The 13,771-nt window shown below is 44.2% G+C and carries 12 protein-coding genes; 4 read left to right on the top strand and 8 right to left on the bottom strand.

From position 1 onward, the window contains the following. Positions 1-3: 3 nt before the first annotated feature. From secG to rlmE, 5 genes are all read right to left on the bottom strand, one after another. Positions 4-336, bottom strand: coding sequence for a preprotein translocase subunit SecG (secG, locus tag K08M4_RS03100; RefSeq protein WP_009847546.1), 333 nt, complete (start codon positions 334-336; stop codon positions 4-6). Between the two features lie 278 nt (positions 337-614). After that, positions 615-1,955: a phosphoglucosamine mutase gene (gene glmM / locus K08M4_RS03090; RefSeq protein ID WP_086048814.1), complete on the bottom strand. Its 1,341-nt coding sequence runs from the start codon at positions 1,953-1,955 to the stop codon at positions 615-617. A gap of 21 nt (positions 1,956-1,976) precedes the next feature. Beyond that, complete coding sequence (folP, locus tag K08M4_RS03085; protein ID WP_086048813.1) at positions 1,977-2,807, bottom strand: dihydropteroate synthase; 831 nt, start codon at positions 2,805-2,807, stop codon at positions 1,977-1,979. Positions 2,808-2,895: 88 nt separating this feature from the next. Beyond that, complete coding sequence (gene ftsH, locus K08M4_RS03080; protein ID WP_041472898.1) at positions 2,896-4,866, bottom strand: ATP-dependent zinc metalloprotease FtsH; 1,971 nt, start codon at positions 4,864-4,866, stop codon at positions 2,896-2,898. A 107-nt stretch (positions 4,867-4,973) separates the two neighbouring features. Then, complete coding sequence (rlmE, locus tag K08M4_RS03075) at positions 4,974-5,603, bottom strand: 23S rRNA (uridine(2552)-2'-O)-methyltransferase RlmE (protein ID WP_009847548.1); 630 nt, start codon at positions 5,601-5,603, stop codon at positions 4,974-4,976. 114 nt (positions 5,604-5,717) lie between these two features. On the opposite strand from rlmE, the gene yhbY reads away from it, so the two are divergent. Beyond that, positions 5,718-6,014 (top strand): ribosome assembly RNA-binding protein YhbY, encoded by a 297-nt coding sequence (gene yhbY, locus K08M4_RS03070; protein WP_004734509.1) that lies wholly within the window; start codon positions 5,718-5,720, stop codon positions 6,012-6,014. Positions 6,015-6,138: 124 nt separating this feature from the next. Here yhbY and greA read toward each other — a convergent pair whose 3' ends face one another. Further along, positions 6,139-6,612, bottom strand: coding sequence for a transcription elongation factor GreA (greA, locus tag K08M4_RS03065; protein ID WP_009847549.1), 474 nt, complete (start codon positions 6,610-6,612; stop codon positions 6,139-6,141). 515 nt (positions 6,613-7,127) lie between these two features. Here greA and K08M4_RS03060 point away from each other — a divergent pair. Beyond that, entirely contained in the window at positions 7,128-8,174 is a 1,047-nt protein-coding gene (locus K08M4_RS03060; protein ID WP_086048812.1) for a porin, read from the top strand. A gap of 112 nt (positions 8,175-8,286) precedes the next feature. Further along, positions 8,287-9,720 (top strand): serine-type D-Ala-D-Ala carboxypeptidase, encoded by a 1,434-nt coding sequence (gene dacB, locus K08M4_RS03055; protein ID WP_086048811.1) that lies wholly within the window; start codon positions 8,287-8,289, stop codon positions 9,718-9,720. Between the two features lie 125 nt (positions 9,721-9,845). Here dacB and K08M4_RS03050 read toward each other — a convergent pair whose 3' ends face one another. Together K08M4_RS03050 and tyrS are read right to left on the bottom strand one after the other, a co-directional pair. Further along, the gene (locus tag K08M4_RS03050) at positions 9,846-10,691 is read right to left on the bottom strand and encodes a magnesium transporter (RefSeq protein WP_009847552.1); all 846 of its coding nucleotides are present in this window, start codon (positions 10,689-10,691) and stop codon (positions 9,846-9,848) included. A 453-nt stretch (positions 10,692-11,144) separates the two neighbouring features. Next, positions 11,145-12,332, bottom strand: coding sequence for a tyrosine--tRNA ligase (gene tyrS / locus K08M4_RS03045; RefSeq protein WP_004734518.1), 1,188 nt, complete (start codon positions 12,330-12,332; stop codon positions 11,145-11,147). Between the two features lie 129 nt (positions 12,333-12,461). Between tyrS and shyC the strand changes: the two genes are divergently transcribed. Further along, positions 12,462-13,751, top strand: a complete 1,290-nt coding sequence (gene shyC / locus K08M4_RS03040; RefSeq protein WP_086048810.1) for a peptidoglycan DD-endopeptidase ShyC — start codon at positions 12,462-12,464, stop codon at positions 13,749-13,751. The last annotated feature ends 20 nt before the right edge of the window (positions 13,752-13,771 follow it).

Raw genomic sequence — 13,771 nt, 5'->3', positions numbered from 1 at the left:
AGATTATTGTGGAATTTCGTCGCCTTGCGCCGGAACTTCACTCACTGCATCTTCAGCTTGTTGAATCACCTGACCTTGGGTCGGGTCAATCCATTGTGACTCAGTTTTATGTGTAGACATATTACCAAGCACTAAGCTAAGGATAAAAAATGTAGTTGCAAAAATTGCAGTCATTCGGGTAAGGAAATTTCCTGAGCCACCAGCACCAAACACAGTGTTTGAAGCGCCAGCACCGAAAGAGGCTCCCATATCTGCGCCTTTACCTTGTTGAATCAACACTAGGCCAATTACACCAAGCGCTGCCAACAGGTAAATCACAAGTAGAACTGTAAACATTTTTCCACCTATGTTCCTAATTGTTGAGCCAGCGCCGTTCAAAAAACTATTTTCAAGAACAAGGCTAGCGACCTCCTAACTGAAGGCCGAGCAATACTAGCGAATGCGACGATGACTGACAAGGAGAATTTACTAAAAAATAAGCCTTTACCAAGCAAGTGGTCAAAAAAAGGGCAAAAGGGACACAAAACTCATTTACGTCCCTTTTTAATCATCACATAACTAAAACCCGGCCCCCGCAAGTGAGACCGACTTCGCCTGTTACGGCAAACGTTTTATTAGCAATTCGCTTTTACCGCATCAGCAATTTTCAGTGCAGAACTCTGAACAAGTTCAGCGTCTTCACCTTCGACCATTACGCGCAGTAGTGGCTCAGTACCCGATTTGCGTAATAGCACACGGCCTTTCTCACCGAGTTCCGTCTCGACTTCAATAACAGCCGCTTTCACAGCCTCTGCTTCTAGTGGGTTTGAATCACCACTAAAACGAACATTTTCTAGAACTTGAGGGTATAACGTCATACCTTGAGAAAGCTCATTCAGTGTCATTTCACTATCGACAACTGAGGCCAATACTTGCAGAGCAGCAACGATAGCATCACCTGTCGTCACTTTATCTAATAGGATAACGTGCCCCGAGTTCTCAGCACCGATCTTCCAGCCTTTAGCTAGAAGTTGTTCCATAACATAACGGTCACCAACAGCAGCACGTACAAATGGAATACCTAACTGCTTAAGGCCATTTTCCATACCAAGGTTGGTCATTAGCGTACCAACAACTCCGCCTTTCAACTCACCACGACGCAGTGCATCGCGAGCAATAATGTAGGCGATTTGGTCACCATCAACTTTATTGCCTAGCTCGTCAACCATGATGATACGATCACCGTCGCCATCAAAACCAAGGCCTAGTGCTGCTTTCTCTTCAACCACTTTAGCTTGTAGAGCACGCACATCTGTCGCACCCACTTCATGGTTGATGTTAGTGCCATTTGGCTCCACACCAATTGCAACAACCTCAGCACCCAGTTCTTTAAATACAGCCGGTGCAATGTGGTAAGTCGCACCATGCGCGCAATCCACCACAATTTTCATTCCAGCTAGCGTCATTTTGTGTGGGAATGTACTTTTACAAAATTCAATATAACGGCCTGCAGCATCATTTAGGCGTACCGCTTTACCTAATTCTGAAGATTCCACGCACTCGATATCTCTGTCTAGCTCAGCTTCGATGGCGAGTTCAATGTCATCCGACAATTTAGTGCCTTCAGAAGAGAAGAACTTAATGCCGTTGTCATAAAAGGGGTTGTGCGATGCAGAGATAACAATCCCCGCTTCAGCACGGAAAGTTTGTGTTAGGTAAGCAACGGCAGGTGTTGGCATTGGACCAGTAAACGTAGCTTGAAGACCAGCTGCGGCAAGTCCCGCTTCTAGTGCGGACTCAAGCATGTAGCCAGAGATACGAGTATCTTTACCAATGATAACTTTCTTTGTGCCCTGCTTTGCAAGAACACGACCGGCAGCCCAGCCAAGCTTCAAAACAAAATCAGGTGTGATTGGGTACTGGCCCACTTTTCCACGTACACCATCTGTGCCGAAGTAACGTCTTTTATCAGACATATTGATTTTCCTTAACTATGATTAGTGATTGTTATTCATCACTTCGATTATCTTCATCGCTTCCAATGTATCTTCTACATCGTGAACGCGAATAATTTGAGCACCTTTCATCGCAGCAATGGTGGCGCAAGTAACGCTAGCGACCATGCAGTCAGCTGGGACTTTGTCTAGTAGCTTAAAGATCATCGACTTTCTCGACATTCCCGCTAAGACAGGTAGACCAAGCGTATGAAACTTTTCAAGGTGCGCTAATAAATGGTAATTGTGTTCGATGGTTTTACCAAAACCAAAACCAGGGTCAAGAATCAGCTGCTCTTTTGAGATACCGGCCGCCTCACAAGCTTCGACCCTTTCTTGTAAAAAGGCTTCGACATCTGTTAGAACATCTTCGTAGCTTGGATTGGCTTGCATAGTTCTTGGCTGACCTTTCATGTGCATCAAGCAAATAGGTACATTAGCCTCTGCGGCCACTTCTAGAGCTCCGGGCTCTTGCAGTGCGCGCACATCATTGATCAAATCAGCCCCTGCATCAACAGCTTGGCGCATCACCTCAGCTTTGCTGGTATCAATCGAGATCCAAACGTCAAACTTGGCGCGAATCGCTTTAATCGCAGGGATAACTCGAGCTAACTCTTCCTCTAAGGACACCTCTGGAGCACCCGGACGAGTCGACTCACCACCAATATCAATAATGCTAACGCCAGCCTGAATCATTCGCTCTGCTTGCAGTAAAGCATTATCTAATGAATTGAATTTTCCGCCATCAGAGAAAGAGTCAGGCGTAACATTGAGGATACCCATCACATGTGGGCGGTCTAAAACGAGCGTTTTATTGTGTGCTTTTAATATCATGAAAGGCAGGTCTTAAAGGAAAAAATATCTTGGGCTATAAACAGAAAAACCCTGAGCGTACTCAGGGTTTTAATTCAAAACTTAGTGATTAAGAATCTTTGTTTTGAGCATCATCTGATTCAGATTTAACTTCTTCAACTGTCGACTCTTCAGCTTTTGGCTCGGCTTCGGCTTGCTCTTCTGATTTAGCTTCAGGTTTAGCTTCTTCCTTTGCAGGTTCTGCTTTCGCCTGGTCACCCCAACCAGCAGGCTCACGAATGTCAGTCTTACGCTCCATGAGGTCATCAATCTGACCCGCATCGATCGTTTCGTACTTCATAAGCGCATCTTTCATCGAGTGCATCAAATCCATATTATCTTCTAGGATTTGCTTAGCTCGAGCGTAATTGCGGTCGATAAGAATGCGAATTTCTTCATCGATAAGTCGAGTTGTATCGTCAGAAACATGCTTCGCTTGGCTCATGCCGCGACCTAGGAAAACTTCGCCTTCTTCTTCAGCATAAAGAAGAGGACCTAGTTTCTCAGAGAAGCCCCACTGCGTAACCATCTTACGAGCAATATCTGTTGCACGTTCGATATCGTTAGACGCACCAGTCGAAACCTTGTCTTTACCGTAGATAAGTTCTTCAGCAAGACGACCACCGTACAAGCTAGAAATCATTGACTCTAGATGTTGGCGAGACATGCTTACGCGATCTTGCTCTGGTAGATACATAGTCACACCAAGTGCACGACCACGAGGGATGATTGATACTTTGTACACTGGATCGTGTTCAGGTACCAAACGACCAACAATCGCGTGACCCGCTTCGTGATAAGCCGTTGATTCTTTCACTTCTTCAGACATAACCATTGAACGGCGCTCTGCACCCATCATGATCTTATCTTTCGCAAGTTCAAACTCAACCATAGATACATTGCGTTTGTTACCACGAGCAGCGAATAGAGCCGCTTCGTTCACAAGGTTCGCAAGGTCTGCACCTGAGAAACCGGGTGTACCGCGAGCAATCAGAGATGGTTCAACATCGCCTGATAGTGGAACCTTACGCATGTGTACTTTAAGAATCTGTTCACGACCACGTACATCTGGTAGACCAACCACAACTTGACGGTCAAAACGGCCTGGACGAAGCAATGCTGGGTCAAGTACGTCTGGACGGTTAGTCGCAGCGATAACGATAATACCTTCGTTACCTTCGAAACCATCCATCTCAACCAGCATTTGGTTAAGTGTTTGCTCACGCTCATCGTGACCACCACCAACACCAGCGCCACGCTGACGACCAACAGCATCGATTTCATCGATAAAGATGATACAAGGCGCTGCTTTCTTCGCTTGTTCGAACATGTCACGCACACGAGATGCACCAACACCAACAAACATTTCAACGAAGTCAGAACCAGAGATAGTAAAGAACGGTACTTTCGCTTCACCAGCAATCGCTTTTGCAAGCAATGTCTTACCCGTACCAGGAGGACCGACCAACAGGATACCTGTCGGGATCTTACCACCAAGCTTTTGGAAGCGACTTGGGTCACGAAGGTAATCCACAAGCTCTTTCACGTCTTCTTTTGCTTCGTCACAACCAGCAACATCAGCAAACATCGTTTTGATTTGTTCTTCGCTCATCATTCGAGCTTTGCTCTTACCAAAAGACATTGCGCCTTTACCGCCGCCGCCGCCTTGCATTTGACGCATGAAGAAAATCCACACACCAATCAGTAAGATCATTGGGAACCATGAAATGAAGATAGTGCCAAGCAGGCTCTGCTCTTCAGGTGGTGTACCCTGAACTTTTACGTTTTGATTAATTAAGTCATCAAGTAGCTTTTGATCATAAACAGGCATGTAAGTTACATACTTAGAACCACCGCCACGACGTGTGAAGGTAATTTCGCTGTTATTGAACTGTGCGTCTTGAATCTGGCCTTGGCCAACTTCCTGTACAAACGTGGTGTAATCTACTGCTCTGCCGTTACTTTCCCCAGGGCCGAAGCTCTGGAATACCGACATCAACACTACCGCGATAACAAGCCACAGAATTAAATTTTTTGCCATGTCACTCAAGGTGTAAGCCTCTCGATAACTAATTGTAATTAAAGGTAGGGTACTACAGTTTGTAACCTGTAGCCATGTTGTTAACTCTCACTCTTGGAAGAGAATCGTTAACCTTTGTAACCAGTTGCTACGATAAACACTTCACGAGAGCGAGCTCGAGAAGAGTCGGGTTTTCTAACTTTGACTGTTTTAAACATCTCACGGACGTCCTTAACATATTGGTCAAACCCTTCGCCTTGGAATACTTTTACAACAAAACTACCATTGGTAGCTAGAACTTGTCGACACATATCCAAAGCTAATTCAACTAAATACATAGCTCTTGGCTGATCCACAGAATTGTTGCCTGCTATATTAGGTGCCATATCAGACATCACGACATCAACCATGTTTGGTTGTATACGTTCCAGAAGGGCATCTAGCACAGCTTCTTCTCGGAAATCGCCTTGTAAAAAACTCACTCCGGCAATCGGATCCATTGGTAATAAGTCACACGCAATGATTTGACCGTTGTCTCCGATAATCTTAGCAGCATATTGAGACCAACCGCCAGGCGCTGCACCCAAATCCACAATGGTCATCCCTGGAGTCAGCAATTTATCTTTCGTTTGAATCTCTTCCATTTTGAAATAAGCACGCGAACGATAGCCTTTTTTTCTGGCTTCATTTGCGTACTTGTCGTCGAAGTGTTCCTTCAACCAACGGCCCGAACTGGCCGAGTGTTTCTGTTTGCTCATTGGATACCTAAATTGGAGGAAAGTACTAATTGCTGAATAAATTATAGTCTTCAGCTTTAGATGGCGTTAAAATAGGTTTTTTCAACCCTAATACTAAATAAAATTGGCCGCGTAATGAACCTAAGTACCAAACAAAAGCAGCATCTAAAGGGCCTAGCTCACAGTTTAAAACCTGTTGTGCTAATGGGCGCAAATGGACTTACTGAAGCTGTTCTAGCGGAAATCGAATTAGCTCTAGACCACCACGAACTGATCAAGATTAAAGTTGCATCAGAAGACCGTGAGACTAAGCAACTGATTATCGATGCAATTGTACGTGAATCTAAAGCTGAGAAAGTACAGACTATCGGTAAAGTTCTAGTACTGTTCCGTCAGTCAGAAGCACGTAAAATCGAGATTCCACGCAAGTAAGCGAGCTTAATATAAGCTAACTTCACTAAAAGAAAGCCACTGCGCTTAGCTTTTAGTGTAGCGTGAGAAACGAAAAAGGTCGCATTAGCGACCTTTTTACTTATCAGAAACAAAGAAAAATCAATTAGATGTATTCTACTTTGTCGATTTCGAAGTCCTTGTCACCACCAGGAGTAGAGATCAGTACTTCATCACCTTCCATCTTACCGATAAGACCACGTGCAATTGGGGATTTCACAGAAATGCGACCCGTTTTGATATCGGCTTCATCTTCAGAAACGATTTGGTAGCGGAATTCTTCATCCGTATCTACGTCAATCAAAGTCACTGTCGTGCCAAAGATAATCTTGCCTGTGTTATCCATCTGCGTTACATCGATGATCTGAGCCAGTGATAGCTTGTATTCGATATCTCGAATTTGAGCTTCACAGATACCCTGCTCTTCACGAGCGGCGTGGTATTCAGCATTCTCTTTCAAGTCACCGAGTTCACGAGCTTCACCAATAGCTGCTGAAATAATAGGACGTAGCTTAAGTAGGCGATCTAATTCGTCACGTAGCTGCTGAGCGCCACGTACTGTCATTGGAACCTTTTCCATTTTTTACCTCTATGCCAAAGCTTTCTTTGGCCAACATAAATCCACCCAACATACTTATTGGGTGATAGAAACAAAACGATTTGGCTTAGTGTAAACAAACTTTATGGCTAAATCACCTTTATTCCACTTTGCGTTATAAAAGCTTTATCTAGGTCTAAATTACAGACATCACAAAAATGAATAATAACCTCCCCATCAATAAGTTAGCGATAAAATATCTAAAAAAAACAAAAATAAACCAAATAAACACAGATCACACTTTTGTAAAAAACAAACAAAAACAAAACCTTAGCAAGTGGCTATCGCAATAAAACAGTGTTCATAATTTTTATTGATATCATTTTACTACCTGATGGTGGAACTTTAGGGGTAAAAAGAACCCCACGGATTGTTCTGGCAAGTTTCACGCTTTTGTTCTAAGCATGATTATGAAGCTTGATTAATACGAGCAATACACAAAAAGGATTCAAATCCTTGATAAATACCTTTATGGACAGTAATTAGGAATTAATAACATGAACAAGACTATGATCGCGCTTGCTGTATCTGCTGCAGCTCTTACTACTGGTGCTAACGCTTCAGAACTATACAACCAAGACGGCACTTCTCTAGAAATGGGTGGCCGTGCGGAAGCTCGTCTATCTATGAAAGATGGTAACGCTCAAGACAACTCTCGTATCCGTCTTAACTTCCTAGGTCAAGTTGAAATCCAAGACGGCCTATACGGCGTTGGTTTCTACGAAGGCGAATTCACAACTGCTGAAAATGGCGCAGGTACTGACAAAAACAGCGACAGCCTAACTAACCGTTACGCTTACGCTGGACTTGGCGGTACATTCGGTGAAGTAACTTACGGTAAAAACGACGGCGCTCTAGGCGTAATCACTGACTTTACCGATATCATGGCTTACCACGGTAACTCTGCAGCAATGAAAATCAATGCTGCTGACCGTGCTGACAACATGCTTTCTTACAAAGGTCAATTCCAAGACCTAAGCGTTAAAGCAAGCTACCGTTTTGCTGACCGTACAGAACTAAAAGCTGACGGTACTCCAGCAGGCGAAGGCGATGCTGTTGCTTCTTACAGCGACAACAGTGCAGATGGTTACTCTCTATCTGGTATCTACGCAATCGGTGAAACTGGCGTTAAACTAGGTGCTGGTTACGCAAGCCAATACTCTGGTGATGATGCTCAAGACGAATACATGCTTTCTGGTTCTTACACTATGGGCGACCTATACTTCGCTGGTGTATTCACAGATGGTCAAGTTGCTAAGAACGACGGTGATTACACTGGTTACGAAGTAGCAGCGGCTTACACTCTAGGTCAAACAGTATTCTCATCTACATACAACAACGCTGAAACTAACGGCGAAACGTCTGCTGACAATATTGCTGTTGATGCAACGTACTACTTCAAGCCTAACTTCCGTGGCTACGTATCGTACAACTTCAACCTAATCTCAGCGGGTGACCAGTTCGGTACTGCTGGCGGCAACCTTGCTGCAACTTCAGCACAAGCTGAAGACGAGCTAGCACTAGGTCTACGTTACGACTTCTAATTCTGATTACCTAATTGTTTAATTAGTTAATTGAGAATCAAAACGCCCGCTGTATAGCGGGCGTTTTTTATATCTGTATACTGAAAACATCAGTCATCCAAGAAAACCTTCTATGCGCCTTCTATCCAGCTTACTCCTATGTGGTTTGTCACTGTGTAGCTATTCAATTAGTGCTTTCGAATACCTCCCTCTAGATAAACTGCCCGATGGCAGTAGCACAAGCTTGATACTGAAGTCATTGAGTGATGATTCGAGTGAGTTGAACACCAATAGCGATGGCTTTTACCCACCCGCCAGTACGTTAAAGCTAGTCACCGCTTTGGCAGCCAAATTGGAGTTAGGAGATAATTTCAACTACACGACCAGCATTGCGCGTTCTAATAAAGATGTCGTGATCGCATTCAGTGGTGACCCTACACTACAAAGAGAGCATCTAAAAAACCTTTTAGATCAATATGCTAAGTCGCAATCTAAAACAATCAAGGGCAACTTATACCTCGATAACTCAGCTTTTACTGGTTATCAACGAGCGGTTGGTTGGCCTTGGGACATTTTAGGCGTTTGTTACAGCGCTCCCTCTAGTGCAATGACCTTAGACAGTAACTGCGCACAAGCCTCTATTTATACAAAAGATAACGGTACAACACGCGTATATATCCCAGCTCACTATCCGATAGACGTGACGACCACTGCCGCCACGGTAACTCGCTCTGGGCAGAAGGCAACACAATGCGACTTGGAGCTCATAACGACACCAGACAACACTTACAAGCTATCTGGTTGCTTAGTTGAACGTAAAAAACCGTTGCCACTCAAGTTCGCGATTCAAAGTCCAGAACTTTACACCTATCAAGTCGTTACATCGATTCTTCAAGAACTGAGAATTGAAGTAAAAGGCAATGTGGTCGTTGGTAAAAAAGATAAATCAGGCAAAAGCACGTTAATCGCAAGTCACAGCTCAGAGAAACTTCCCGAACTGATTAATATCATGCTCAAGAAATCAGACAATCTAATAGCAGACAACCTAACCAAAACACTGGGTGCGACATTTTATGTTCAACCGGGCAGTTTTAATAACGGCACTGAAGCGATAAAGCAGATACTACTGACCAAAGCCAATATTGACCTAAACCAAGCACAGTTGGTCGATGGTTCAGGGCTATCCAGAAATAACCGCATGACCTCGCAAACCATGGCTCAGGTGCTTCGTTATATCTGGGAAAACGACCAACAGCTCAACCTGATTGAGGCTATGCCTACATCTGGTACTGATGGAACGCTCAAATACCGTCAAAGCATGAGAAAAGCACCAATCCAAGGTAACATTATTGCCAAAAGTGGTTCTTTGTATGGGAGCTATAACATGGCAGGCTTTGGTTTAGATAAAGCGGGAAAACCAAACTCTCTATTTGTACAGTTTGTCCGTGATTACTTTCCTGACACACCAGATCCAGAAAAACCAGTAAAAGCACCCATCACCCAGTTTGAACGAGCTTTCTACACAGATGTAGTTGAATTCAGTCAAACACAGAGCAAACCTAAATAATGTTCAACTCTGTTTAAGCTTCTACTTAAGCAATAAAAACGGCGCTGAAGATCTTGAATCTTCAGCGCCATTTTTGTCTCTAAGGTGCTTTTAGTTATTTTTATAGGTACCTATTTGTATAGGAGCTAAGCGATCCCTAAGAATGAATTAACCACAGTGAAGTAGATCCACATTCCAGAGATATCCACTATCGAAGCCAGTACAGGGCTCACTAACACAGCAGGATCAAGTTTGAAGAATCGAGCGACTATCGGTAACCCGCCGCCGAGTACAGTTGATATGGTCACTTGAATAAACAGAGCAACAGCAATCGCGTAAGCAATCATATTAATGTCGTAACCACCCGTTGACTGGTTGTCACTGAATAATAAGATTCGGCCAATCATCACTAAGGCGATCGCAAGAGCTAAACAGATAGCAACTCTAAGCTCTTTCCATAGAACGTTGGCCCACTGGCGTTTCTTCAATTCCCCTGTGGCCAAGGCCCTAATGACCAAAGTCGCCGCTTGTGTGCCTGTATTGCCACCCGCAGCAGCGATTACCGGCATATAGATCGCCAGAAGTACTAGCTGGCTAAGAATGTCTTCATACTGAGCAATGATAAGCCCAGAGACAATGCCCAGCAGCGCTAAGGCTATAATCCAACCGATACGCTGTCTAACATGGCTAAGCACTCCAGTTGAAAGGTAACCCTGTTGAGGTTCAACTTCTGAGTAGATCAGCCCTAGTTGGTGAGCTAGATGTCGAGAGCGCTTCTCAAAGCCCTGCTCTTCTAGCTCACTAAGTAAAGTCTGAATCGTACTAAGAGAGCATTGCCCAAGCACTAACACCGCATCTTCAAGTGGCATACGGTTCAAAAGGTTAATTTGTTGCTCACGTCCGTACTGTTGAAAGGCATTCGATACAGCTTGGATGTCTTGCTCTGAGTACAGAGCTTCAATAGATAAAAAAGTGTTGTTCATTACCGTCATGGCGAATCTCCCGATTGGCAAAGGTAACGACCATCAAAACAAGTAGCCTATAGAGAGTACCCGAGAGTATAGAGCGGTGTACACCAAGAACGTATAGCTATATACATCAAGAACATACAACTAATCGCACCAAGAGCTTAAAGCACTGATGTGTCTACTTGTTAGAATCTAGAGTGTGGAAAAGAATGAGGGGAAAACAAAGATACCCTACCTGAACGGCAGGATAATAGATCAATACCGAGACAGATTATTCTTCTCCATTCAAACTAGGAGGATGGTCGGTATTGTTCATAAAAATCTCCAGAATTACTGTCTATTTAACAGCGCGCATAGTGTAGCAATCCTGTAAAAAATTCTTCGTCAACTTTCTGTCAATAAATAAGGGGCAATAAATAGGGGCCCATAAAAAAGGCATCCGAAGATGCCTTTTCTATAAATCATTGAGATTTAATATTACTTAATAGTAATACGAGCAAACTTACGCTTACCTACTTGGTAAACCGCAGTACCAGCTTCAGGTACGAATTTGCTGTCTTCAATCTTCTCGCCTTCAAGCTTAGCTGCGCCTTGCTTGATCATACGCATCGCATCAGAAGTCGAGTTTACAAGACCTGCTTCCTTTAGAACGTTCGCAATTGGTAGGCCAGCTTCGAATTCAAATTCAGGCATTTCATCAGGAACTTGGTTCTTAGCAAAACGGTTAACGAACTCTTGCTCAGCCGCTTCAGCATCTGCTTCGCTGTGGAAACGAGCAATGATCTCTTTCGCAAGAAGTACTTTCACGTCACGAGGGTTTTTGCCCGCCTCAACGCCAGCTTTCAGTTCCGCTACTTCTTCAAGTGGGCGGAAAGACAGTAGCTCGTAGTAGCTCCACATAAGATCGTCAGAGATAGACATGATCTTACCAAACATCTCGCTTGGTGCTTCACTGATACCGATGTAGTTGTGCGCTGACTTAGACATCTTCTTAACGCCGTCTAGACCAACAAGTAGTGGCATCATCAGTACCGCTTGTGGTTTTTGACCTGCTGCTTTTTGCAGTTCACGCCCCATAAGAAGGTTAAACTTCTGGTCAGTACCGCCAAGCTCAACATCGCTCTCTAGTGCAACAGAGTCGTGACCTTGAAGAAGTGGGTACATGAATTCGTGGATTGCGATCGGTTGACCACCAGCGTAACGCTTTTTAAAGTCATCACGCTCAAGCATACGAGCAACAGTTTGGTTAGAAGCAAGACGAATCATGCCTTCTGCACCAAGCTCAGATAACCACTCAGAATTGAAACGAATTTGCGTTTTCGCAGGATCTAGAATCTTGAATACTTGCTCTTTGTAAGTTTCAGCATTCTTCAATACGTCTTCACGGCTTAGCGGTGGACGTGTTGAGTTCTTACCCGATGGATCACCAACCATTGCTGTGAAATCACCGATAAGGAACGTCACTTCATGACCAAGCTCTTGGAAAGCACGAAGCTTGTTAAAGATAACCGTATGGCCTAGGTGGATATCTGGAGCGGTTGGATCGGCACCCAGTTTAATGCGTAAAGGACGACCTTCTTTTAGTTTCGCAATCAGTTCGTCTTCTGGAATCAGTTCTTCTACGCCACGTTTGATCTCGGCTAGTGCAGCTTCAATACTCGCCATTCTTGTTCACTCCCACAGATTTGGCAAAAATATAATAATTAGACATCTTACTTGAATAGCGATGTATTTTGAAACCAGTTACACTATTCCGTCGTCTATTTTCATAATATTTACAGAACGAACCGGAACATGTTGTCTATTTTTGCACGCCTTCCCATTTTGCACCGGGCATTTATCGCATTTTTTAGTGCCGTAATTTTTATCGCTATTTTCTTACTCCCCGACGTCAACAGCTTACGTGACGATACGGGAGCTTTAGTCGTTGGAAAACACTACCCACTGACGATCAGTGCATCAGCACTTGTTAGCTCAAGTGACGCACCACCGACGGCAGTACTCAAATGGGAGAAATACACCGTTCGCTCTGGCGAAAGCACCTCTGTTTTATTTGAACGTATTGGCCTTTCATACCGTTTGCTGATCACTCTACTCAATACTAACAACGATATTAAGAAGCAGCTGTCCAACCTAAGGCCTGGCGACGTATTACAATTCGGCTTTGATGAAAACAACGACCTTATTCAGTTGAAGCGACAACTTAGTGCGTTTGAAAGCTTCAAGCTCACTAAGTCTGGCGATTCATTCTCCTCTAGCTTCGACAAAAAGGAAGTGGCCTACCAATACAACTATGCCGAAGCCAACATCACGTCTAACTTCTGGAATGCCGGCGTGAACGCAGGACTGACCGCAAACCAAATTATGGAACTGGCGGGCATCTTTGGCTGGGATATCGATTTTGCATTGGATATCCGTAACAACGATAGCTTCAAAATCTTATATCAAGAGAAAGTGGTTGAAGGCGAAGTTGTTGGTCGCGGTAAGATCATGGCGGCCGTGTTCAAAAACCAAGGTGATTCGTTTACCGCGGTATTGGATGATAAGAGTGGCAACTATTTCGATGAAAACGGTCGCGCAATGAAGAAAGCCTTCCTACGCTCACCGATTGATTTCCGTCGTGTGACATCTAACTTTAACCCTAACAGAAAACACCCAGTAACAGGCAAGGTTCGTGCTCACCGTGGTACTGACTACGCAGCGCCTGTTGGCACACCTATTTGGGCGGCGGGTGACGGTATCGTCCAAAAGTCGGGATACAACCAATTCAACGGTAACTACGTGTTCATTCGCCACAGCAACACCTATATCACCAAGTACCTGCACATGAAGCGACGTATGGTGAAAACAGGTCAGCGCGTAAAACAAGGCCAAACCATTGGTACTTTGGGCGGTACTGGTCGTGTGACTGGCCCGCACTTACACTATGAATTCTTGGTTAATGGCGTACATAAGAATGCACGTACCGTGAAATTACCGCAATCTAAGTCGTTAACAGGTAAAGCAAAAGCAACCTTTATTGCCAATTCAAAGATTCGACTGAATAGCCTTGAGCGATACGGCCAGTTACTAGCGACTAATTAGGCAACTAGATACCAATTAGG

Source organism: Vibrio syngnathi (genome assembly GCF_002119525.1).
Classification (GTDB): Bacteria; Pseudomonadota; Gammaproteobacteria; order Enterobacterales; family Vibrionaceae; genus Vibrio; species Vibrio syngnathi.
This window is presented reverse-complemented; position numbering and strand designations above follow the sequence as displayed.

Excerpts from the sequence above, each read along its gene's own strand:
- secG (WP_009847546.1), bottom strand. The coding sequence starts at position 336 with ATGTTTACAGTTCTACTTGTGATTTACCTGTTGGCAGCGCTTGGTGTA.
- glmM (WP_086048814.1), bottom strand. The coding sequence starts at position 1,955 with ATGTCTGATAAAAGACGTTACTTCGGCACAGATGGTGTACGTGGAAAA.
- folP (WP_086048813.1), bottom strand. The coding sequence starts at position 2,807 with ATGATATTAAAAGCACACAATAAAACGCTCGTTTTAGACCGCCCACAT.
- ftsH (WP_041472898.1), bottom strand. The coding sequence starts at position 4,866 with ATGGCAAAAAATTTAATTCTGTGGCTTGTTATCGCGGTAGTGTTGATG.
- rlmE (WP_009847548.1), bottom strand. The coding sequence starts at position 5,603 with ATGAGCAAACAGAAACACTCGGCCAGTTCGGGCCGTTGGTTGAAGGAA.
- yhbY (WP_004734509.1), top strand. The coding sequence starts at position 5,718 with ATGAACCTAAGTACCAAACAAAAGCAGCATCTAAAGGGCCTAGCTCAC.
- greA (WP_009847549.1), bottom strand. The coding sequence starts at position 6,612 with ATGGAAAAGGTTCCAATGACAGTACGTGGCGCTCAGCAGCTACGTGAC.
- K08M4_RS03060 (WP_086048812.1), top strand. The coding sequence starts at position 7,128 with ATGAACAAGACTATGATCGCGCTTGCTGTATCTGCTGCAGCTCTTACT.
- dacB (WP_086048811.1), top strand. The coding sequence starts at position 8,287 with ATGCGCCTTCTATCCAGCTTACTCCTATGTGGTTTGTCACTGTGTAGC.
- K08M4_RS03050 (WP_009847552.1), bottom strand. The coding sequence starts at position 10,691 with ATGACGGTAATGAACAACACTTTTTTATCTATTGAAGCTCTGTACTCA.
- tyrS (WP_004734518.1), bottom strand. The coding sequence starts at position 12,332 with ATGGCGAGTATTGAAGCTGCACTAGCCGAGATCAAACGTGGCGTAGAA.
- shyC (WP_086048810.1), top strand. The coding sequence starts at position 12,462 with ATGTTGTCTATTTTTGCACGCCTTCCCATTTTGCACCGGGCATTTATC.